General features: G+C 72.9%; 16 protein-coding genes and 2 pseudogenes. 6 read left to right on the top strand and 12 right to left on the bottom strand.

Annotated elements, in window-relative coordinates; genetic code table 11:
* Window positions 1–30: 30 nt before the first annotated feature.
* Window positions 31–336: pseudogene (locus tag ACQPXS_RS24980) on the bottom strand (phosphotyrosine protein phosphatase); the annotation flags it as partial.
* Between the two features lie 67 nt (window positions 337–403).
* Window positions 404–775, bottom strand: a pseudogene (locus tag ACQPXS_RS24975) (antitoxin); the annotation flags it as partial.
* Here ACQPXS_RS24975 and ACQPXS_RS24970 point away from each other — a divergent pair.
* Complete coding sequence (locus ACQPXS_RS24970; protein ID WP_433451481.1) at window positions 761–997, top strand: CPCC family cysteine-rich protein; 237 nt, start codon at window positions 761–763, stop codon at window positions 995–997. The pseudogene ACQPXS_RS24975 and the gene ACQPXS_RS24970 overlap by 15 nt on opposite strands.
* Here ACQPXS_RS24970 and ACQPXS_RS24965 read toward each other — a convergent pair.
* Window positions 982–1,797: a TrmB family transcriptional regulator gene (locus tag ACQPXS_RS24965; protein WP_433451480.1), complete on the bottom strand. Its 816-nt coding sequence runs from the start codon at window positions 1,795–1,797 to the stop codon at window positions 982–984. The genes ACQPXS_RS24970 and ACQPXS_RS24965 overlap by 16 nt on opposite strands.
* Window positions 1,798–2,092: 295 nt before the next feature.
* Between ACQPXS_RS24965 and ACQPXS_RS24960 the strand changes: the two genes are divergently transcribed.
* The gene (locus ACQPXS_RS24960; RefSeq protein WP_433451479.1) at window positions 2,093–3,304 is read left to right on the top strand and encodes a S53 family peptidase; all 1,212 of its coding nucleotides are present in this window, start codon (window positions 2,093–2,095) and stop codon (window positions 3,302–3,304) included.
* Window positions 3,305–3,371: 67 nt separating this feature from the next.
* Here ACQPXS_RS24960 and ACQPXS_RS24955 read toward each other — a convergent pair whose 3' ends face one another.
* The 4 genes from ACQPXS_RS24955 to ACQPXS_RS24940 all read right to left on the bottom strand — a co-directional run bounded on the left by ACQPXS_RS24955 (window position 3,372) and on the right by ACQPXS_RS24940 (window position 9,373).
* Window positions 3,372–5,627 carry a transglycosylase domain-containing protein gene (locus ACQPXS_RS24955; protein ID WP_433451478.1) on the bottom strand — a complete coding sequence of 752 codons (2,256 nt, stop codon included), beginning with the start codon at window positions 5,625–5,627 and terminating at the stop codon, window positions 3,372–3,374.
* A gap of 20 nt (window positions 5,628–5,647) precedes the next feature.
* Window positions 5,648–7,894 (bottom strand): bifunctional polysaccharide deacetylase/glycosyltransferase family 2 protein, encoded by a 2,247-nt coding sequence (locus ACQPXS_RS24950; protein ID WP_433455928.1) that lies wholly within the window; start codon window positions 7,892–7,894, stop codon window positions 5,648–5,650.
* A gap of 127 nt (window positions 7,895–8,021) precedes the next feature.
* Window positions 8,022–8,804 carry a hypothetical protein gene (locus ACQPXS_RS24945; RefSeq protein ID WP_433451477.1) on the bottom strand — a complete coding sequence of 261 codons (783 nt, stop codon included), beginning with the start codon at window positions 8,802–8,804 and terminating at the stop codon, window positions 8,022–8,024.
* Between the two features lie 77 nt (window positions 8,805–8,881).
* Window positions 8,882–9,373, bottom strand: coding sequence for a DUF1877 family protein (locus tag ACQPXS_RS24940; RefSeq protein WP_433451476.1), 492 nt, complete (start codon window positions 9,371–9,373; stop codon window positions 8,882–8,884).
* A 469-nt stretch (window positions 9,374–9,842) separates the two neighbouring features.
* On the opposite strand from ACQPXS_RS24940, the gene ACQPXS_RS24935 reads away from it, so the two are divergent.
* Window positions 9,843–10,475, top strand: a complete 633-nt coding sequence (locus ACQPXS_RS24935) for an RNA polymerase sigma factor (RefSeq protein WP_351803135.1) — start codon at window positions 9,843–9,845, stop codon at window positions 10,473–10,475.
* A gap of 132 nt (window positions 10,476–10,607) precedes the next feature.
* Window positions 10,608–11,399 (top strand): hypothetical protein, encoded by a 792-nt coding sequence (locus tag ACQPXS_RS24930; protein WP_433451475.1) that lies wholly within the window; start codon window positions 10,608–10,610, stop codon window positions 11,397–11,399.
* A gap of 56 nt (window positions 11,400–11,455) precedes the next feature.
* Here the strand turns inward: ACQPXS_RS24930 and ACQPXS_RS24925 are convergent, their stop codons facing one another.
* From ACQPXS_RS24925 to ACQPXS_RS24910, 4 genes are all read right to left on the bottom strand, one after another.
* Window positions 11,456–12,652: an NAD(P)/FAD-dependent oxidoreductase gene (locus ACQPXS_RS24925; RefSeq protein WP_433451473.1), complete on the bottom strand. Its 1,197-nt coding sequence runs from the start codon at window positions 12,650–12,652 to the stop codon at window positions 11,456–11,458.
* Window positions 12,653–12,768: 116 nt separating this feature from the next.
* Window positions 12,769–13,713: an RNA polymerase sigma-70 factor gene (locus ACQPXS_RS24920; protein ID WP_433451471.1), complete on the bottom strand. Its 945-nt coding sequence runs from the start codon at window positions 13,711–13,713 to the stop codon at window positions 12,769–12,771.
* A gap of 115 nt (window positions 13,714–13,828) precedes the next feature.
* On the bottom strand, window positions 13,829–15,886 hold the full coding sequence (locus ACQPXS_RS24915) for a TolB family protein (RefSeq protein ID WP_433451470.1): 2,058 nt from the start codon (window positions 15,884–15,886) through the stop codon (window positions 13,829–13,831).
* A gap of 245 nt (window positions 15,887–16,131) precedes the next feature.
* Window positions 16,132–17,538, bottom strand: a complete 1,407-nt coding sequence (locus ACQPXS_RS24910; protein WP_433451469.1) for an MFS transporter — start codon at window positions 17,536–17,538, stop codon at window positions 16,132–16,134.
* Window positions 17,539–17,671: 133 nt separating this feature from the next.
* On the opposite strand from ACQPXS_RS24910, the gene ACQPXS_RS24905 reads away from it, so the two are divergent.
* Together ACQPXS_RS24905 and ACQPXS_RS24900 are read left to right on the top strand one after the other, a co-directional pair.
* Window positions 17,672–18,301, top strand: a complete 630-nt coding sequence (locus ACQPXS_RS24905) for a helix-turn-helix domain-containing protein (protein WP_433451467.1) — start codon at window positions 17,672–17,674, stop codon at window positions 18,299–18,301.
* Window positions 18,298–18,528: a hypothetical protein gene (locus ACQPXS_RS24900; protein WP_433451466.1), complete on the top strand. Its 231-nt coding sequence runs from the start codon at window positions 18,298–18,300 to the stop codon at window positions 18,526–18,528. Before ACQPXS_RS24905 ends, ACQPXS_RS24900 begins: the two co-directional genes overlap by 4 nt.
* A 29-nt stretch (window positions 18,529–18,557) precedes the next feature.
* Here ACQPXS_RS24900 and ACQPXS_RS24895 read toward each other — a convergent pair whose 3' ends face one another.
* Window positions 18,558–19,331, bottom strand: coding sequence for a VOC family protein (locus tag ACQPXS_RS24895; RefSeq protein ID WP_433451464.1), 774 nt, complete (start codon window positions 19,329–19,331; stop codon window positions 18,558–18,560).
* Between the last annotated feature and the right edge of the window lie 69 nt (window positions 19,332–19,400).

Raw genomic sequence — 19,400 nt, 5'->3', positions numbered from 1 at the left:
CACTAAGTAGTGAGAACCGGTACGAAATGGTCAGCCCAACGGGGTGATCTCGTCGATCAGGCCGCGCACGCGCTTCTCGATCTCGTCGCGGATCGGGCGGACGGCTTCGACTCCCTGCCCCGCGGGGTCGGGGAGCTCCCAGTCGAGGTAGCGCTTGCCGGGGAACACGGGGCAGGTATCGCCGCAGCCCATCGTGATCACGACGTCGGACGCCTGGACCGCCTCCACGGTGAGCACCTTGGGCACCTCGGCCGCGATGTCGATGCCGACCTCGGTCATGGCCGCGACGACAGCGGGGTTGACGCTGTCGGCGGGTGCGGAGCCGGCGGAGCGCACCAGACGAAGAGGACGCAGGGGCGCTGGTCGGCAGGGGTCATGGCGGGGTTCTTTCCGGTGCGGCGGGTCAGGAGCGGGAGGGCGCGGCGAGTTCGGGGTCGCCCTGGGCCGGGACGGCGGCGGCCCGCCTGGGCGCCGGGTGGGCGAACACGCAGGCCACGAGTCCGAGGCCGAGTACGGCGCCGGCGATCTGTGCCGCGACGAACGGGCCGACCGAGGCGGGTGCGATACCGGCGAACGTGTCGGTGAAGGCGCGGCCGATGGTGACGGCCGGGTTGGCGAACGACGTGGAGGACGTGAACCAGTAGGCCGCTCCGATGTACGACGCCACGGCCACCGGCGCGAGGCGGTCCCGGCCGGTGCGTCCGAGCCCGAGGACGAGCAGCACCAGCCCCGCGGTGGCGACCATTTCACCGAGCCACAGGTGGCCCGCGGAACAAATGTCTGCGGCGGGGCGGAGGACGGGCAGGACCAGCACGACGCCCATGTGGTGCGCGGCGGGTCCAACCTCGACCTCAGCCTGGGTCAGGCACGACGGAACTTCGCGGCGTTCGGCTCGTGCGACGAGTACTGCGCCCGATTCGTGCGCGCCTCGCTGCCCCACGAGCACCCGGACAGCGGCACGCCCCACAGTGCGGGCCGACTTCACGCACCGTCATGAGGGGCGGGCGCGGCGTTCGTCCACACCGTGTGGAAGGCCAGGCGCAGGCAGCCCGCGAGGGCCGGGTGCTCGATGAAGAGGGTGGTGGTGGAGTCGGCGCCGGCCACGGGGTCGGGCATGTCGCACAGGACAAGGGAAGCGTCGGCGATGACCAGTTTCAGGGGGAGTTCGGGGGCGAAACGGGCCTCCTCCCCCGCCGCGGCGAAGCGCCGTACGTGGTCCACCGTCTCGGGGTCGTCCAGGGCGTCGTCGAGGTAGATCGCGCGGACGGTGCCGCCCGAGCGGTTGAGCCGGTGGACCACCGCGAGGCCGTCCGCGTTCTCGGTGGGGGCGACGAACGGGGGTTTGCAGAAGGTGAGCAGTTCGTGCCGTGCCTGCCGCTGGATGTCGGCGAAGCGTTCGGCGATCGCCTTCGGGTCGCGCAGGATCTCGATGTAGTCCAGCGGGTCGGTGTGGTCCCGGCCCTGGGACCACAGGGGCTGGAGGATGCCGGCCAAGTCCTGCGAGACCCGCTCCAGCCGGTCGACGGACTCCCGTTGCGCGGTCATCAGGCGGGCGAGGGCCAGTTCGGGCGTGACGGCGGAGTACGTGGCCACCCGACCGGGGTGGGTGGTGACCAGGTGCCGCCGTACGAGGGCGTCCAGCACGTCGTACACGCGCTGGCGCGGTACGTCGGCCTCGCGCGCCACCTCGGCGGCGGTGTAAGAACCACGCCTGATGAGGGTCAGGTAGACCCGTGCCTCGTACCGGGCCAGGCCCAGCGACATCAGGTCGTTGATGGTCCCGTCTTCAAGCTCCATGGCTGCACAACGTACCGGGCGCGGCCGGTGAGTTGGGTGCGAGTTTTTTACCAACCGCCCCTGTTCTCTTCGGCACATTGTCCATAGCCTCATGTGTAGCCACCACTGACCGGGGTGGCAGCATCAGCGAGATGCCCGACAGGCAATCGGCTCTCATCGGCCACCCCCAGCGGAAAGTGGTTGTCATGGACATGACTAGCTAGGCCATGACCGACCTCGATCCGGCCGTCGGTGCGGAGCCGCCATCCATCCCCCCACGGAGGGCAGTTCATTGCAGTCTCACCGCAGAAGGACCTTGATACGCCGCGGCGCGCCCGCGCTCCTGTCCGCAGCGGCCCTGATCACCGGCGGCCTGGCGGTCGCCACCCAGGCGGCGGCCTTCGCCTCCCCCACCACATCCGCCGTACACACACGGCAGCTGTGTGCGGAGCCCGGCAAGCCCGGCTACATGGCCTGCCAGGCGGTCGTCCGCACCGACCTGACACCGCGGACGTCCCTCGGCCGGCACGACACCCCCAAGGGCTTCGGACCGGCGGATCTGCAGGCCGCCTACGACCTCCCCAAGGACGGCGGCAAGGGCGCCACCGTCGCGATCGTCGACGCGAACGACGACCCCAACGCCGAGAAGGACCTGGCGGCCTACCGGTCCCAGTACGGCCTGCCGGAGTGCAGCACGGGCAACGGCTGCTTCAAGAAGATCGACCAGGACGGCGGCACGAACTATCCTGCGCCGGACGCCGGTTGGGCCGGGGAGATCTCCCTCGACGTCGACATGGTCAGCGCGGCCTGCCCGCAGTGCCACATCCTGCTCGTCGAGGCCAAGTCCGCCGGCATGGACGACCTCGGCGCGGCCGTGAACCAGGCGGTCAAGCAGGGCGCCAAGTACGTCTCCAACAGCTACGGCGGCAGCGAGGAGGCCGCCGACGCCTCCGCCGACGACAAGTACTTCAAGCACCCCGGCGTCGCGATCACCGTCAGCTCCGGCGACAGCGGCTACGGCACCGAGTACCCGGCCGCCTCGCAGTACGTGACGGCCGTCGGCGGCACCTCGCTCAAGAAGGACGGCAGCAGCCGCGGCTGGTCCGAGTCCGTGTGGGGCACCTCCGCCGGCGGCGACGGAGCGGGCTCGGGCTGCTCGCAGTTCGACGCCAAGCCGTCCTGGCAGAAGGACACCGGCTGCGCCAAGCGGGCCGTCGCCGACGTCGCGGCCGTCGCCGACCCGGCCACCGGTCTCGCCGTCTACGACACCTACCAGGCCGGCGGCTGGAACGTGTACGGCGGCACCAGTGCCTCGGCGCCGCTCGTCGCCGGCGTCTACGCCCTCGCGGGCACGCCGGGCTCCGGTGACGTCCCGGCGTCCTACCCCTACGCCCACCCGGACAAGCTGAACGACGTCACCGACGGCTCCAACGGGTCCTGCGGCACCTACCTGTGCAAGGCGGGCAAGGGCTACGACGGGCCTACGGGTCTCGGCACCCCGAACGGCGTCGCCGCCTTCACCAAGTAACAGAGCGAACCCAACGGATCACTTCGCCCCGCCGGTCGTCCGGCGGGGCGAAGTGCCGTCAATGCCGTCAACGGCACTTGTGCGCATGGCACTTGGTGGGCGTCGGTTGCTGGCCCGGCTTGGGGGTCACCGTGGCGGTCGGCCGCTTGCCCGGCCTGTCGGCGTGTTTGCGGGTCGGGCTGGGCTTGGGCGACGGCATGCCGGGCTCGTTGCTGCCGGCGCCCAGGGACGCCGGGGTGGGGAACGGGAGGTCGGGCAGGCCGGACAGGGCGTCGCGCATGTACCGGGTCCAGATCTCGGTCGGGATGTCCCCGCCGAACACCTTCTGCAGGCCGCCGACACCGGCCAGGGACTGCAGCTGCGGGTGGGCCGGGTCCTCCTTGAACAGCACGACGGAGGTGGCGAGTTGCCGGGTGTAGCCGATGAACCAGGCCGAGCGGTAGTCGTCGGTGGTCCCGGTCTTGCCCGCCGCCGTACGGCCGAGCGCCTGGGCCTTGGTGCCGGTGCCCCGGGCGATGACGCCCCGCAGGACGTCGGTCACGTTGTCGGCGACCGCCGCCGGCAGGGCCCGTACGGGGGCGGGGGCGGTGAAGCCGGGCAGTACGGAACCGTTGTGGGTCACCTTGGTCACCGAATACGGGTCGGCCTGCATCCCGGAGGCGGCGAAGGTCGCGTAGGCGCCCGCCATGCGGATGGCGCTCGGGGTGGAGGTGCCGATGTAGAAGCCGGCGCTGGACGCGGCGAGGCTCTGTGGGCGCAGGCCCAGGGTCTTCGCCGTGCGGGCCACGTCGTCGTAGCCGACGTCCTCGCCGAGCTGCACGTACGGCGTGTTGACCGACTGCTCCATCGCCGTGCGCAGGGAGATGTACCCCCAGCGGTGCGTGGTGTCGTTGTGCTGGTGGAGGAGGCCGGTGGGGTCCTTGTCGTCGGTGACGTAGTTGCCCTGCCGGTCCTTGATCTGGATGCCGTCGTCGCCGTCGAACTTGCTGCTCGGGGTGATCGGTGCCGGGGGCGTGCCGGGTTTGAGGACGGCCCCGTACTGGAGCGCGGAGGCGAGGACGACAGGTTTGAACGTGGACCCCACCGGGACGCCGGAGGTGTCGGCGTTGTCCGAGTAGTGGGCCTGCTGGTAGCCGGGGCCGCCGTAGACGGCCAGGATCCGGCCGGTCGCCGGGTCCACCGAGGCGGCGCCGACCTGGACGTTCCGGTCGGCGGTCCGGTGGGCGGGGTCGAGGCGTTCCGTGCGCACCTTCGCCACGGCCTTGGCCAGTTCCGCCGTCCGCTTGCGGTCGAAGGTGGTGTGGATCTGGTAACCGCCCCGGCTCAGGCCGCTGTCGGTGATGCCGGGGTCGTGTGCCTGGGCGTACGAACGGGCCAGCTGGACCAGATAGCCGGTCTGGCCGGTGAGCCCGGATCCGGGGGCCCACTTCCTGGGCGTCGGGAAGCCGGCCGCCGCGATGCGGGCGCGTTGCCGCTCCGTCAGCTTGCCGGTCTTGACCATCCGGTCCAGCACCCAGGACCAGCGGGCCTGCGCCCGGGCCCGGGCCGTGGGGTCGGTGTCCGCGTACTGGATGAGGCTCGGCTCGTTGACCGCGGCGGCGAGGAACGCGCCCTGGCTCACGCTGAGCTTCTCGACCGGGAGTCCGTAGTACACGCGGGCCGCGGCCTGGATGCCGTTGGCCTGCCGGCCGAAGTAGCAGGTGTTCAGATAGCCCTGGAGAATCTGCTGCTTGCTCATGCTCGCGCCGATCTTGGCGGAGATGAGCACCTCCTTGAACTTGCGGGAGAGCGTCTGCGACTGGTCGAGGTAGGTGTTCTTGACGAACTGCTGGGTGATCGTCGAGCCGGACTGGACGTCGCCGCCCTCGGCCATGTGCACGAGGGCGCGCGCGATGCCCTGCGGGTCGATGCCCGGGTCGGTGTAGAAGGAGGCGTTCTCGGCGGCGATGAAGTCCCCCTGCACGTCGGCGGGGACCTGCGCCAGGGTGACGTTCTCCCGGTTGACGCTGCCGTCGGTCGCCAGCACGCTGCCGTCGGACCAGTAGTAGACGTTGTTCTGGAGCAGCGCCTTGGGGTTCGGGTCGGGAATGGTGATCGTGGCGTAGGCGTACCCGACCGCCGCGGCCACGGCGCCGACGCAGAACAGGAACGACGACGCCACCTGACGCCACGACGGCAGCCAGCGGCGCGGGCCGGTGCGGCCCGCTCTGGGATAGTCGATCCAACGTTTCCGCACGCCGGTACGGCGCCGCCTGCCGCGGCCGGCCGCCGCACGGCTGCCGGAGCTGCCGCGCTGCGGCGGTCGGCGCCGGGTTCCGCTCATGGGCTCGGATCACTTTCCTTTCAGTACCACTGGGTGGCGTCGCGGGGGACCGGCTGTTCGTGGCCGGCCGGGGGCACGGGGACCGGCGCGGGCCGGGGAGGTCCCCCGTAGGGTTCCGGCTGCGCGGCGCCCCGGTACGGGTCCGGCCGTGCAACGCCCCCGTACGGTTCCGCCGTGGTCGGGGCGTGGCCCGAGGGTCCGGAGAGGTCCGTGCCCGGCGGAGCCTGCAGGCTGCCGTAGCGCTCCATGCGCTGCCAGCGCAGGCGGGAGCCGGACACGGCGGTGAAGACGGACTGGATCACCACCAGGTACATCAGCTGCCGGTAGACGAACTGCTGGAGCGGCAGGCTCCACAGCGGGCCGGGGCGTTCGCCGTCCAGGCGGAAGGCGTACAGGCCCATGCCGAGTTGCAGCAGCAGGAAGGCCAGCCACAGGCCGGCGATCCGGAGGGGGTCGAGGAAGACCAGGCCGTACACGGCGAAGATGTCCACGACCGGCGCGAGCAGCGGCAGCAGGACCTGGAAGAGGAGGAGGTAGACCAGGCCCCGGCGGCCCAGTTTGCCGGCGGCGCCGCGCTGCACCAGCGCGCCGCGGTGCTTCCACATCGCCTGCAGGGTGCCGTAGCACCAGCGGTACCGCTGCCGCCACAGGGCGTTCAGGGACGCGGGTGCCTCCGTCCAGGCCACCGCCCCCTCCTCGTACACCACGCGCCAGCCGTCGCGGCACAGCGCCATGGTGAGGTCGGTGTCCTCGGCGAGGGTGACGTCGCTGACGCCGCCGAGGTCCAGCAGGGCCCGGCGGCGGAAGGCGCCGACCGCTCCGGGCACGGTCGGCATGCACTGGGCGAGGTCGAACAGCCGGCGGTCGAGGTTGAAGCCGATCACGTACTCGATGTGCTGCCAACGGCCCAGCAGGCCGCCGCGGTTGACGACCTTGGCGTTGCCCGAGACGGCGCCCACCCGGGGGTCGGCGAAGGGCTGCACGAGGGTGCGGACGGTGCCGGGTTCGAAGACCGTGTCGCCGTCGACCATGACCACCAGCTCGCAGGAGGCCGCGGCGAGCCCGGTGTTGAGCGCGGCCGGTTTGCCCGCGTTCTCCTGCCGGATCACCCGCACCCCGGGCAGCCGCAGCGACTCCACCAGGTCCGCGGTGCCGTCGGTGGAGCCGTCGTCCACCACGATCACCTCCACCGGGTGGTCCGAGGCGACGAGGGAGCGCACGGCCGCCTCGATCCCGGCGCTCTCGTTGTACGCGGGGACGATGACGCTGACCGGTTCGGCCACCGGCGGCCCCCAGGAGCGGCCCCGGCGCCCCGTGCGCAGCTTTCGGTGCCGGCGGGCCGCGATCAGCACGACCGCCGCGCGCAGCACGCTGATCGCTCCGGCCGCGTACATCAGCACGCCCAGCAGCCGGACGGCCCAGTCGCCGGTCTTCAGCACGGCGATGAGGGCCATGCCCTGCAGGTGGTCGCCGAGGCCGGCGCGCTGGACGGGGCCGGCCATGCCGACCGCCGCGCCGACCGTCGCGAACCGGAAGCCGTGCGCCTTGAGCCGCGGGATCAGGGTGTTCAGGGCGGCGACGGTCTGGGAGCGGTCACCGCCGCCGTCGTGCATCAGCAGGATCTGCCCGGCGTGGCCGTGCGGGGTCGCGTTCGCGAGGACGCGGGCGGTGCCGGGTCGCTGCCAGTCCTCGGCGTCCTGGGTGGACAGCACCGTGACGTAGCCCGCCTGGTCGGCCTGCTTCAGGACGGACCAGTCGGCGTCGTCCAGCGCGGCGTTCTTCGAGGAGTACGGCGGTCTCAGCAGTGCGGTGGTGACCCCGGCCGCGCCGGCCACCGCGAGCTGTGTCTCGCGCAGTTCCAGGGAACGCTGCCATGGGGCGAGGCGGGCCAGGTCGGGGTGCGTGAAGGTGTGGATGCCGATCTGGTGGCCGTCGGCGAGCATCCGGCGGACCAGGTCCGGGTGGTCCACGACCTCGGTGCCGACGACGAAGAAGGTCGCGTGCACGTGGTTGCGGCGCAGCACGTCGAGGACGCGCGGCGTCCAGGTGGGGTCGGGGCCGTCGTCGAAGGTGAGGGCGATGGTGCGGTCCTCGACCCGGACGGTGTGCGGGGAGCCGGCGGCGTTCGCGATCACCGGGCCGCCGTGGGTCACCCGGCCGGGCACCGCGTCGGCACGGCCGCGGGCACCGGTCACGTCGTCCTGGCTGATCCCGAACATGTGGTGGGTGTAGCCCTGCAGCAGGAGGGCCGTCGACAGGGTCACCATGAGCACGCTCAGCAGGAGCCAGTGGGTGCGCGGTGTGATCTGGCGGGTGCGGCCGCGGCGGCGGACAGGGGCCTTGCGGCGGGCGGGGGCGGTACGGCGTCGGCGGTCGGTCACTTCGGGCCTTGGATCACTTCACGGGCTTGTGGGACGAGCCGAGGGCACGCCCCTTCGACAACGGGGCGGGGGCCGAGGTGGAGGTCGGCGCGGTGGTCCCGGCGGGCCCGGCCGTGGCCGCGGGGGCGGTCGGGGCCGCCGTCCGGCCGGACGTCTTCCGCGCCGTGGGACGGGGGGCTGCGTGCACCGCGGCGGGGTTCGCGCTGCCCGCCGGGCGGCCGGTGCCGGCGGGGGAGTCGGGCGTGGTCACGCCGGGCTTGGCCGGGTGCGCGGTGTCCGGCTGGGGGACGAACGGGGCGCTGACGCTCGGACCGCCCAGCAGGGTGCTGATCAGCAGGGCGACATAGCCGCCGGCCGGAATCATCAGCAGCCGGGCGGCGCGCAGCGCGCGGCGCTGGCGTTGCCCCGAGGAGTCCACGAAGACGGGCCGCTCCGGCTCGCTCGCCGATGTGCCCGGCTCACCGTCCGGGACCGGTTCCGTCTCCCAGTTCTGCCCCGCTCCCCAGTTCTGCTCCGACCAGCCCGGTTCCGGCACGAAAGGGATGGGCTGAGCGAAAGGGATGGGCTGTGTGTCGGTCTGCGGGGCCGGGGACGGCACGGTGCCGACGTCCCCGTACGCGGCGTCCCACACCGCCGGCTGCGGGTACGGCCACTGCGCCTGGCGCGCGGCGTCGTACGACAGCGTGGCCGTGTCGGCGAAGGCGCCGCCGCCGTCGTGACCGTAGGCATACCCGTACCCGGCACCGCCGTACGGCTCCTCGCCGTACGTTCTGCCGCTTTCGTCCGTCCACCGCACGAGTCGTGTCCCCTGTCCTGGCCGACCGACATGGTCGTCCGCATGGACAGAGCGCGGCGGCCCGGAACTGTTACACCTCACCCCTCGGCAGGCACTGCGCACCCCTCGGGCTCCTCGGGCAGCCACTTCACCACCGCGTCCCCGCGCTCGGCCGTGTGCGTGTAGAACGCGGTCAGTTCCCGGTGCGCCGCCGCGAACGCACTCCATGTCTCGGGCTCCGCTCGCACGCCGCCGTAGCGCGGCAGCAGCGTGTCCCGGGCGAAGTGCCACAGGGCGTCGAAGTCGGCCATCGCCAGGAACCCGGACACCCGGCGGGTCTGGGCCGCCGTCAGCACCAGCAGCGGTGGCTTGTGCCGGTCGGTGCGGAACACCGGCCGGCCGCCGAGCACCACCTGGGTCTGGGGCCGGTCCTGGGCAAGGGGGTGCGGGGAAGCGCCGGCGTAGAGGCGCTCCTGGTCGCGGTAGCGGCGGACGGTCTCCGAGTCACCCTCGAAAAGCCGTTCCAGCCAGGTCGGGCTGTTGCGCAGTGCCGGCGGCGGCACCGCTCGCAGACGGAGGTACGCGCTCATGCCACAAGGAGCGCACGGGGGTGCCTAAGCATCACGCGGCCGTAACGGGAGGGGGTCCGGACCGGCCGCCCCCGGTGCGGGGCGCGAGGAGGCCGAGGGCGGTGCGGGGCGCGCGGGGCGGCCGGGCCCTGTGCAGTGGTCGGGGCCCTGGCCGCCCCATCCCTCTCCGTGCCGCCCAAGGGGGGGAGTCACGGACGACACGGAGAGGGGTCCGGGGCGGGCTGCGGCAGCGGTGCGGGCGATCGGTCGGCCGGCCCGCGTGTGCCGCACCCGGCACTCCCCCAGCGCGCCGCCCGGGGGAAACGTCACCCGGCCGTGGCCGCCGGTCAACGGTGGCGCGTGAGGGGCTCCTGGTGCGTTGTGACATTTCTGTGAGCGCGGACGCTGGTCACTGTGGGGGGCCGTCGATGCGTCCGGAGCGCGACGGACGGCAGGAAATCGCTATGAACCGGTGCGAACGAGGGCAATTTTGGGCCAGGTACGGCAACCCCGGCGCGTACAGGCGTACGACGGGGAACTCGGCGCGGCGGTCGCACGGGCCCAGGAGGGCGACGAGGCCGCCTTCGCGGTCGCCTACCGGTTCGTGCAGCCGGGTCTGCTCGGCTATCTGCACGGCATCGTCGGCGACGACGCCGAGGACGTGGCCGCCGACGCCTGGCTGGAGATAGCCCGCGACCTCGGGCGGTTCAAGGGCGACGGCGCCGGTTTCCGCGGCTGGACCGCGACCATCGCCCGGCACCGGGCGCTGGACCATCTGCGCCGCCAGCGGGTGCGGCCCCGGGCGGGCGGGACCGAGCAGGACGTGCTGGACCTGCCCGGTCCGCACAGCACCCACGAGCAGGCCCTGGAGTCCCTCTCCACCGAGCGGGCCCTGGAACTCGTCCGCGGGCTGCCCCGGGACCAGGCCGAGGCCGTGCTGCTGCGGGTCGTGGTCGGACTCGACGGCCCCGCCGCCGCACGCGTCCTCGGCAAGCGCCCCGGAGCGGTGCGCACCGCGGCCCACCGGGGCCTGAAACGCCTCGCGCGGCAACTCGGAATCGGCGGCGAGGCGGAGACGGGTGTGACGGATGGGGCCTCACGAACGCTGGGGGAGTCGATATGAACGACTCCTGCCACAGCGGCCGACGGACAGGTGCCGGGCCCGGCGCACCGCACGACCCGGTGCCCCGAACGGCCCGGTGCATCGAAGCAATCGAAACGGCCGGACAGGAACGGACGAGAACGGAAGACGGACATGGGTGAACGGCTGAGCGGCGACGGAGTCCAGGGCCGTCGACGTGTGCGGCCCGGCGCCGTGTCCGCGCCGGGTGCGGCTGAGGCCGCGCTGGAGAAGGCGCTGGCCGCCGTCCTGCGCACCGGCGAAATCGACCCCCGGGCCGAGCAGCACGCCGTGGCCGCGTTCCGGGACGCTCGCGCCACCGGGACGCACCACGCACGGACCCGGCGGCGCGACGACTGGCGGCCGGCCGCGGAGCGGCGGGCCCGGCGCCCGCTGAAGATGACGTTCGGCGCGGTGTTCGCCAGCCTCGCCCTGGGCGGCGTCGCCGTCGCCGCCATCGGCTCCGCCGGCTCGTCGACGGGCGGTACCGGCGCCGGCCCGCATACCGGGCACCCGTCGGCGGTCGCCTCCGAGCGGCCGGGCGGCACCGGGCCGTCGGCTCCCTCCGACGGCAACCGGTCGGCGGACCGCCCGCCGTCCGCCCAGGACACCGAGGCCCACTGCCGTGCCTACGAGCAGGTCCGGAGCCGGGGCAAGGCGCTCGACGCGACGGCCTGGCAACGGCTCGTCACGGCCGCCGGCGGCGAGGACAAGGTCGCCGCGTACTGCTCCGAACAGCTGACGCGCACGACCGCCACACCGAGCAGGCCGGCCGCCACAGGCAAGTCGGACAACACCGGCAAGGGCGGCACAGGCACCTCGGGCAACGGCACGTCCGGCAACAACTCCGGCGGCGCCTCTGGCGGCACGGACAACACGTCCGGAAAGGGCCAGGAAGGCGACGGCCGAAGCGGCGGGAAGCACTAGCCGGGTTCGCGCCGGCGCGGAGCGTCGGCGCCGCGCCCCGCGCCGGAGGTCCCCGGTCAGGCCTGTGCCGTGGCCGGTGTGGTCGTCCGGGTCGGCTTCGGTACGGCGTGGCGGCGGCGGGCCGGCATTCCGAGCATCGGGTTGGCGACGCTCCAGGCCGCGCCCTTGCAGACCAGTTCCTTGTAGACGGCGGCGAACCGTCCCGTCAGGGCCGCCCGGACGGCCCGGTCGTCGGCGGTGACGTACTGGATCAGGCCTTCCCTGCGGCCCAGCGAGATGCACTGGTTGAAGTAGCGGATCGGCACCTTGGGGAGCTTGCCGCCGGTCAGGCGGGCCACGATGGCGTCGGCGGCCTGCCACGCGGTGAAGCCGCCCGAGGCGCACGACATGCGCAGCGGCTTGTCGCCGGGGCCCATCGCCATGGCCGCGTCGCCGATGGCGTACACGTCCGGGTGCGAGACCGAGCGCATGGTCCGGTCGACCACGATCTGACCGGTGCCGGTGACCTCCAGGGTGGTGGCCCGCGCGATCGGGTGTACGGCAAAGCCGGTGGTCCACACGGTGACCGCGGCCGGGATCGACGTGCCGTCGGCGGTGATGACGCGGTCGGCCTCGACGGCGGTGACGGCGGTGTCCTCGTGCGCGGTGACGCCGAGCTTGCCGAAGACCTTCCGCAGGTGCCCGCGGCCCTTCGGGGAGAGCCAGTCGCCGAGGCCGGCGCGGGCGACGAGGGCGACGTCGAGGTCCGGGCGGGCCTCGGCGATCTCGGTCGCGGCTTCCACGCCGGTGAGGCCGCCGCCGACCACGACCACGGGCCGTCCGGCGTCCAGGGCGGCCAGCCGCTCGCGCAGCCGGAGCGCTCCGGGGCGGCTCGCGATCTGCTCGGCGTGCTCGGCGGTGCCGGGGACGCCCTGGTCGTTCCAGCCGCTGCCGAGGGCGTACACGAGGGTGTCGTACGCCAGTTCCTCGGCCCCGTCCGCGCCGGTGACGGCGACGGTCCTGCGGTCGGCGTCGACGCCGGTGACCCGCGCGAGCTTCAGTTCGACGCCGGTGCCCGCGAACATCTCGGCGAGGGGCCGGGTCTTGAGGGACTGTCCGACCGCGAGCTGGTGCATCCGGACGCGTTCCACGAAGTCGGGTTCGGCGTTGACGAGGGTGATGGCGACGTCTTCGGGGCGCAGCCGCCTGGCGAGGCGCCCGGCGGCGACGGCTCCGGTGTATCCCGCTCCGAGGACGACGATACGGTGCTGCATTTCCCGGCTCCTGTCTGCTGCTGTCTTCAGCCGCTGCCTTCAGCGGATCCGCCCCTTGAACCGGGCGGCCCGCCGATTCCTGACAGGAGTCGGGTGTGAACCAGCTCACATGCGGATCAGAAGATGCGGAGCAGGGGTTCATCGTGGTCGGCGGCGGCCCACCGCCGGTTCGCGCGCTCCAGCTTGTCCGGGTTGACCTGGTTGCGGAACGCGGCGATGCCCTCGGCGGTGATCTCCAGGCACATGACACCGATGACCCGGCCGTCGACGACCGCCACGAGGGCGGGTTCGCCGTTGGCGGTCGTGACGTACAGCTCGGACGAGCCGCCGACCAGGCGGCGCTTGGCCTCGCTGGGCTTGAACAGGCCCCGCATGAACGTCGCGACCGCGAGGGCGCCCTCGAACGCCTTGGCGCGAGCCGGGACCTTCCCGCCGCCGTCGCCGATCGAGACGGCGTCCTGGGTCAGCAGCCGTACCAGCGGCTCGGTCTTCCCGCTGGTGGCGGCCGCGAGGAACTCCTCGACGACCCGCCGGGCGGCGGCCTGGTCGATCTCGGTGCGGGCCCTGCCGTCGGCGACGTGCTTCCTGGCGCGGTGGAAGATCTGCTGGCTGGCTGCCTCGGTGAGGTCGAGGATCCCGGCGATCTCCCGGTGCGCATAGCCGAAGGCCTCCCGCAGCACGTACACCGCCCGCTCGTTGGGGGTGAGCCGCTCCAGCAGGACGAGGACCGCGTACGACACCGATTCGCGCTGCTCGGCGGTGTCGGCGGGGCCGAGCATCGGGTCCCCGGCGAGCAGCGGCTCGGGAAGCCACTGGCCCACATAGGTCTCGCGCCGCGCGCGGGCCGAGGCGAGCTGGTTGAGGCACAGGTTGGTGAGCACCTTCGTCAGCCAGGCCTCGGGGACCTCGACCCGCTCGACGTCGGCGGCCTGCCAGCGCAGGAACGTCTCCTGCACGGCGTCCTCGGCCTCGCTCGCGGAGCCCAGCAGCCGGTAGGCGATGGCCTCCAGCCGGGGCCTGGACGCCTCGAACCGGTCCACGTCGCTCATGGTCAGGGCCATGCCCGGGATCCTAGCCCGCCCGCGGCGGGAGGACCGCCGCATTACGGCGCCGGATCCCGGCGCAACCCCCGGGCCGGACACGACCCGGGGGTTGCGGACCGCGAACCGTCTCCGGTCAGCGGGCGGTGTGCGCGTCGCGTGCCGGCAGGTGCTGCCGGTCGGGGACCACGGTGGGGTCGGGCACCGGCCGGGCGCCGTCGGCCGCGGACGGCGCCGAGGAGAACGTGGACCGCGCCGTGGCCGTCGCGGGCAGGCCGCCGTTCGCCGCCCAGTAGGTGGTCGTCCAGGCGCTGCTCGCGGCGATCGCCGAGGCGATGGCGGTGCGGTTGGCCGCCGCGTACGACGTGTTGCCGCCGAAGGTCTGCACCACCCAGATGCTCGCGGCCTCCTGGCCCAGGTAGTACGAGGCCGGTGCCGAGAGCGTGGACTCGGTCGACCAGAGCATCGGGCCGTACGTGGCCGTGGCGGCGCCGCCCGCGACCGCGTTCTGCCAGGTCCAGGTGTCCTCCACGGCGGCCTGCGTCGGCGCGGTCCACCAGAAGCGGGCCAGGTTGGCGGCGACGTCCTCGTGGGTCTTGCCGCCGATCGTCCAGAAGCTCCACGACTTGTTCAGCGTCACGTGCTCCATCGCCTGGGTGGCGTTGTAGCCGACCGTGACCATGTTCGTGGCCGCCGGGTTCAGGGCGTTCAGGTAGTTCTTCACCGAGGTGGGGACCGTCTTGCCGTTCGTCAGCAGGACCACTCCGGTGCCGTGGTAGCCCAGCGCGCCGGCGGCCGTGGAGGCGGCGATCGGGTCGTGGTAGTCGTTGCCGTCGGCGACGAAGATCCAGCTCGGGGTCGCGCTGATCTGCTTGGCGACCCGGGCCGACAGCGAGGACAGGTCGGGGGCGTCGAGACGCAGCGGCTTGTAGCCGAGCGCCTGGACCTGGCTGGCCACCTTGGAGGCGAGGATGCGCGTGCTGCCGTTGAGGTAGACGGTGCTGCCCTTGGGAAGCGAGCGCTTGAGTTCCTGCGCCGCGGCGGAGTCCAGTCCGCTGCCGGAGGTCATCAGGACCGGGGCCTGCTTCTCGGCGGCCAGCGCGATCGCGGGGGCCGAGTAGGTGGCGTTGCCCTTGTTGACCAGCACAGCGGACTTGGCCGTGATCAGGCCGGGTACGTGCGTCGCGCCCACGGTGTCGAACGTCCACCGGGAGGCGGCGGCGTCGATGCCGGTGGAGCCGGTGCCGTAGACCCGGACCAGGGTGTTCTTCCGCAGCGGCTGCCAGGCCGGCTTGGCGCCCTTGCCCGCGCCGGTGACCTCGCTCGTCGTACCGCTCGCCAGGTCCAGGACGCGCACCGTCTGCACGTCGTCGGACCAGCCGGCGTGCGAGCTGTGCGCCTCGTAGGCGATCCGTCCGCCGTCCGGGTCCCAGGTCGGGGACAGGTGGTCGGAGGCGTCGCTGGTGACCTGCTTGACGTCGCTGCCGTCGGCGTTCGCCGTGAACAGCTGGGTCCAGCCGTCCACTTCGCGCGTGAAGACCAGCTTGGTGCCGTCCGCCGAGAACACCGGCGAGGAACCCGAGGCGATGATGTTCTTCAGCGCCTTGGTGGACGGGTTGAAGGTCCAGATGCCCTGGCTGTCGTAGCAGCCGTAGTTGTGCCGCCGTTCGAAGGCCAGCGTGCCCGTCGGGCTCGCCGTCGGGTGGACGTCACAGACCGTCGACGGCTCCTGGGTGTCCGTCAGCAGCGGCTCCGGCGCCCAGGACCCGTCCGAGGGCCCGTAGGCGAGCTGGCCGGCGGTGCTGAAGACCACATACCGGCCGTCCAGCCAGAACGTGGGGTCCTCGTACGACGCGCTGGAGCGCACCTTGGTGGCCCACGGCAGCGTGACGAGCGAGGTGGTGCCGGTGACCCGGCCGGTGGCCAGCTGGCTCCAGCCGGCCACGACCCTGCTGCCGTCCGGCGCCCAGTTCGGGGTGTAGCCGTAGTTCGGGATGTTGGGCACGGAACGCAGTCCCGTCCCGTCCGGGTTGACGGTCTCCACTCCTGTGGAGCCGCCGTACAGGCTGACCTGACCAGCCGTCACGTCGTCCGTCGCGGCCTGCGCGCCCGGCGCGGTCGCACCGAGCAGGCCGGCCGCCAGCGAGGCGGCCGACGTGAGCGCCGCGAGATGGCGGCGCGTGCGAGATCTCAACTCGAAGCCCCCTGAAGAGTGCGTGCTTGTCCGCCGCGAGCGTCTCGGCCCCTCGCATCCCGGGGTACGGCCGTGCAGCCCCGACGCGCGCGACTCGCGCAGCGCTCTTCCGGGCGACAGCGATCACTCGTCGGCAGCAGGACCGTATGTGATGACGCACGGGGGGTACCGGAAAGCGCGTTCGAACAGTGGGTGAACAACGCGCGCTGTGCCGGCAGGAGAGGCCGGCTGCCCGGCCCGGCGCCTCACGCGCCGTGGCCTCCCGCGTGCTTCGTCCGTGCGGCGTGGGCCAGGACGAGCAGCAGGAGTCCGCAGGCGGCCACCAGGATCCAGCCCGGGCGGGAGGCGTGGGCCAGGGCGGCCGGGGTGCTGTCCGCCACCAGGCCGCCGGCCAGGGCGATACCGAGGGCGGAGCCGACCTGTCGTGCCGTCGAGGTGATCGCTCCGGCCACGCCGGCCCGGGCCGAAGGCAGCCCGCTCACCGCGGTGTTGGTGATCGGCGCGTTGGCGAAACCGAACCCGATGCCGATGAGCGAGTACGCGAGGAGCAGAAGCGGCAGGCCTGTGGTGCGGTCGAGCCCCACCAGGCACAGTCCGCCGCCCGTGAGGAAGCCGCCGGCCAGGGTCAACGGCAGCCGCGCTCCCCTACGGCCGACCAGCCGCCCGGACCACGGCGCGCAGACGGTCGCCCCCACGGCCATGGGCAGGGTCGCCAGCCCGGCGGCCGGCGGCGTGAACCCGCGGGCGTGCTGCAGATAGAGGGTGTTCAGCAGCAGCGTCACGTTCAGGGCGACGAACACCGCCACCGCGCCGAGCACCGCGCCGCTGAAGGCGGGGCTGCGGAAGAGCCCCGGATCCATGAGCGGCTCGGCCCGGCGGGACTCCACCCGGACGAGTCCGGCCGTGGCCACGGCGCCGATCCCGTACGCGGCCAGCGCCGCCGGTGCGGTCCAGCCGATGCGCGGCCCTTCGATGAGGACGCCGACCCAGACGGCGATCGCGGTGCTGAGCAGGACCTGCCCCGGCACGTCGAGGCGCCGCGCCCGCGGCCCCCTGGACTCGGGCACGAACACCACGCTGAGCAGCAGAGCGGCCACGACGACCGGAAGGCCCGCCCAGAACAGCGACCGCCAGCCGAGCTCCGCGACCAGGACGCCGCCCGTGATGGGGCCGGCGGCCATGCTCAGCCCGAAGACGGACGCCCAGATGCCGATCGCCTGCGCCCGCTCTCTCGGGTCCGGCATCGCGTTCACCACGATGGCCAGCGCCACGGGACTGAGCATCGAGGCGCCGACGCCCTGCACCGCGCGGGCCGCGACAAGAGCGCCCACCGAGTCCGCCGTAGCACAGACCAGCGAGGCCGCTCCGAACACGGCCAGACCCGTCTGGAACACCCGGCGGCGCCCGAACCGGTCCGCCAGCGCACCGGAGGAGATGAGCAGACCGGCCAGGACGATGGTGTAGGCGTCCACGGTCCACTCGAGACCGCGTGTCCCGACACCCAGGCCCTGCCCGATGGCCGGCAGACCCACATTGACGATGGTGGTGTCCAGGCCCACCAGGAACATGCTCAGACAGCAGACGGCCAGCACCGTCCAGCGTCTGCGGGCACTCGGAACGGGCGGGTCCGAAAGAGTCGTCGTGGTGGTCATGGTCCGGTCTGCCTCTCGCTTCGGGAGCACTGAGCGGCCAGGCTCGGACAGGGCGCCGGCCGCCGCCGAGGAGCTTTGCGAAGACCGCAAAAAACCGGACGGGGACCGCGGCGGAGACCGGACACTGAGCCGTATGGGCATGGACACGGAACTGCGGCGGACCCTCGACGCCATCGGGCCACGGCTGCGTGCCCTGCGCCGCTACCGCGGACTGACCCTTCAGGCGCTGGCGGCCGCCACGGGGCTGTCCGTGAGCACGCTGTCCCGTCTCGAATCAGGCGGCCGCCGGCCGACGCTTGACCTGCTCATCCCCCTCGCGCGGGCCCACCGCGTCGCACTCGACCAGCTCGTGGACCCACCGGCCACCGGTGACCCCCGGGTGCATCTCACCCCCCTGCGCAGAGGCCAGGGCAGCGTCCTCGTGCCGCTGACCCGGTACCCCGGCCGCGTCCAGGTCTTCAAGCACGTGCTCGCTCCGCGCGAGCCGAGACTGGTGAGTCACGAAGGGTACGAGTGGCTCTACGTCCTCGCCGGCGAGCTGCGCCTGGTCCTCGGGGACCGCGCCTGCACGCTCCGGCCCGGTGAGGTGGCCGAGTTCGACACGAGAGAGCCCCACTGGTTCGGTCCGGCCGACGCCCACCCGGTGGAGATCCTGCACCTGTACGGCCCGCGCGGCGACCAGGCCGTCGTACGGACACGGTCCTCGGCAGTCGGCCACGAAGGCACCGACGGCACCGACGGCCGGTCGGCTACCGGGTCGTGAGCGAGGTGCCGCGCGGGGTCCGCACCGGTGAGAGGAAGGCCGGCAGGAAGCTCAGGGTCATGCCGATCGCGGCCATGCATCCGGGGTTCGTCCGCTACGACACGGTGATCGTGCCGGCCGTCGCGCTGCTGCTGTGTCTGGCGATGGTCGTGCTGTCCGTGTTCAAGCCGTGGGGACGGCGGGTCACCGCGCCCGTGCGGGAGGGGCTCGCCCGTACCGGAGCCTGAGTGCCAACGGCCGATGCGGGCTTGTCGTCTCAGGTCTGCCGCGGGTCCGGCCTGAGGACGGCGAAGACCGCCTTCGCCGGGTCGGCCAGCCAGGCGATGCGGCCGACGCCGGGGACGTTCGCCGCCGGCATCAGCACCGAGCCGCCGTTGGCGTCGACCGAGGTGACGATCGCGTCCGGGTCGGTCACGGCGAAGTACGGCACCCAGCGCGCGCCCTCCGAGTCGTCCCGCGTCGGGGCCACACCGCCGAAGGAACCCTCCTGCTGGTCGCCCTCCGCGATGCTGAGCACCTGGTACGTCATGCCCGGCGCCTGCATCTCCTGCGACCGCCAGCCGAACAGCCCGCGGTAGAAGCCGATGGCCGCCTGCGGGTCGCCGACGTGCAGCTCCACCCACACCAGCGCCCCGTCCTCCGACGCCCGCTGCAGACCCTGCCCGTTCTGCAGCACCGCGAACTGCGCGCCCTGCGGGTCGGTGAACTGGGCGAAGGTGGTCTCGCCCATGCTCATCGGCTCGGCGCGCACCGTGCCCCCGCTGTCGGTCACGGCCCGGGCGGTGGCCTGGGCGTCGTCGCTGCGGAAGTACGTCATCCAGGCGGACCTGGCCCCCTGTTCGGTCAGCGGGCCGAGACCGGCCACCGTGCCGCCGTCCTTCTGGAAGAAGCCGTAGCCGCCGCCTTCCGGGCCCGCGGAGGCGAACTCCCAGCCGAAGACGGCGGTGTAGAAGGCGGCGGCCGCCTGTGTGTCGGGGCTGCCGAGGTCGATCCAGATGGGCGAGCCGGTGCGGAACTCCGTGCCGAGCATGCGTCTCCTCCTGCGTCCGGTGCGGAAGACGCCCGCCACTATGCCGACGCGAACGGCCCGGACCCGGCC

Source organism: Streptomyces sp. CA-142005, from assembly GCF_050942335.1.
Classification (GTDB): domain Bacteria; phylum Actinomycetota; class Actinomycetes; order Streptomycetales; family Streptomycetaceae; genus Streptomyces.
Note: the sequence above shows the minus strand (reverse complement) of the source record. Positions and strands in the feature narration are given on the sequence as shown.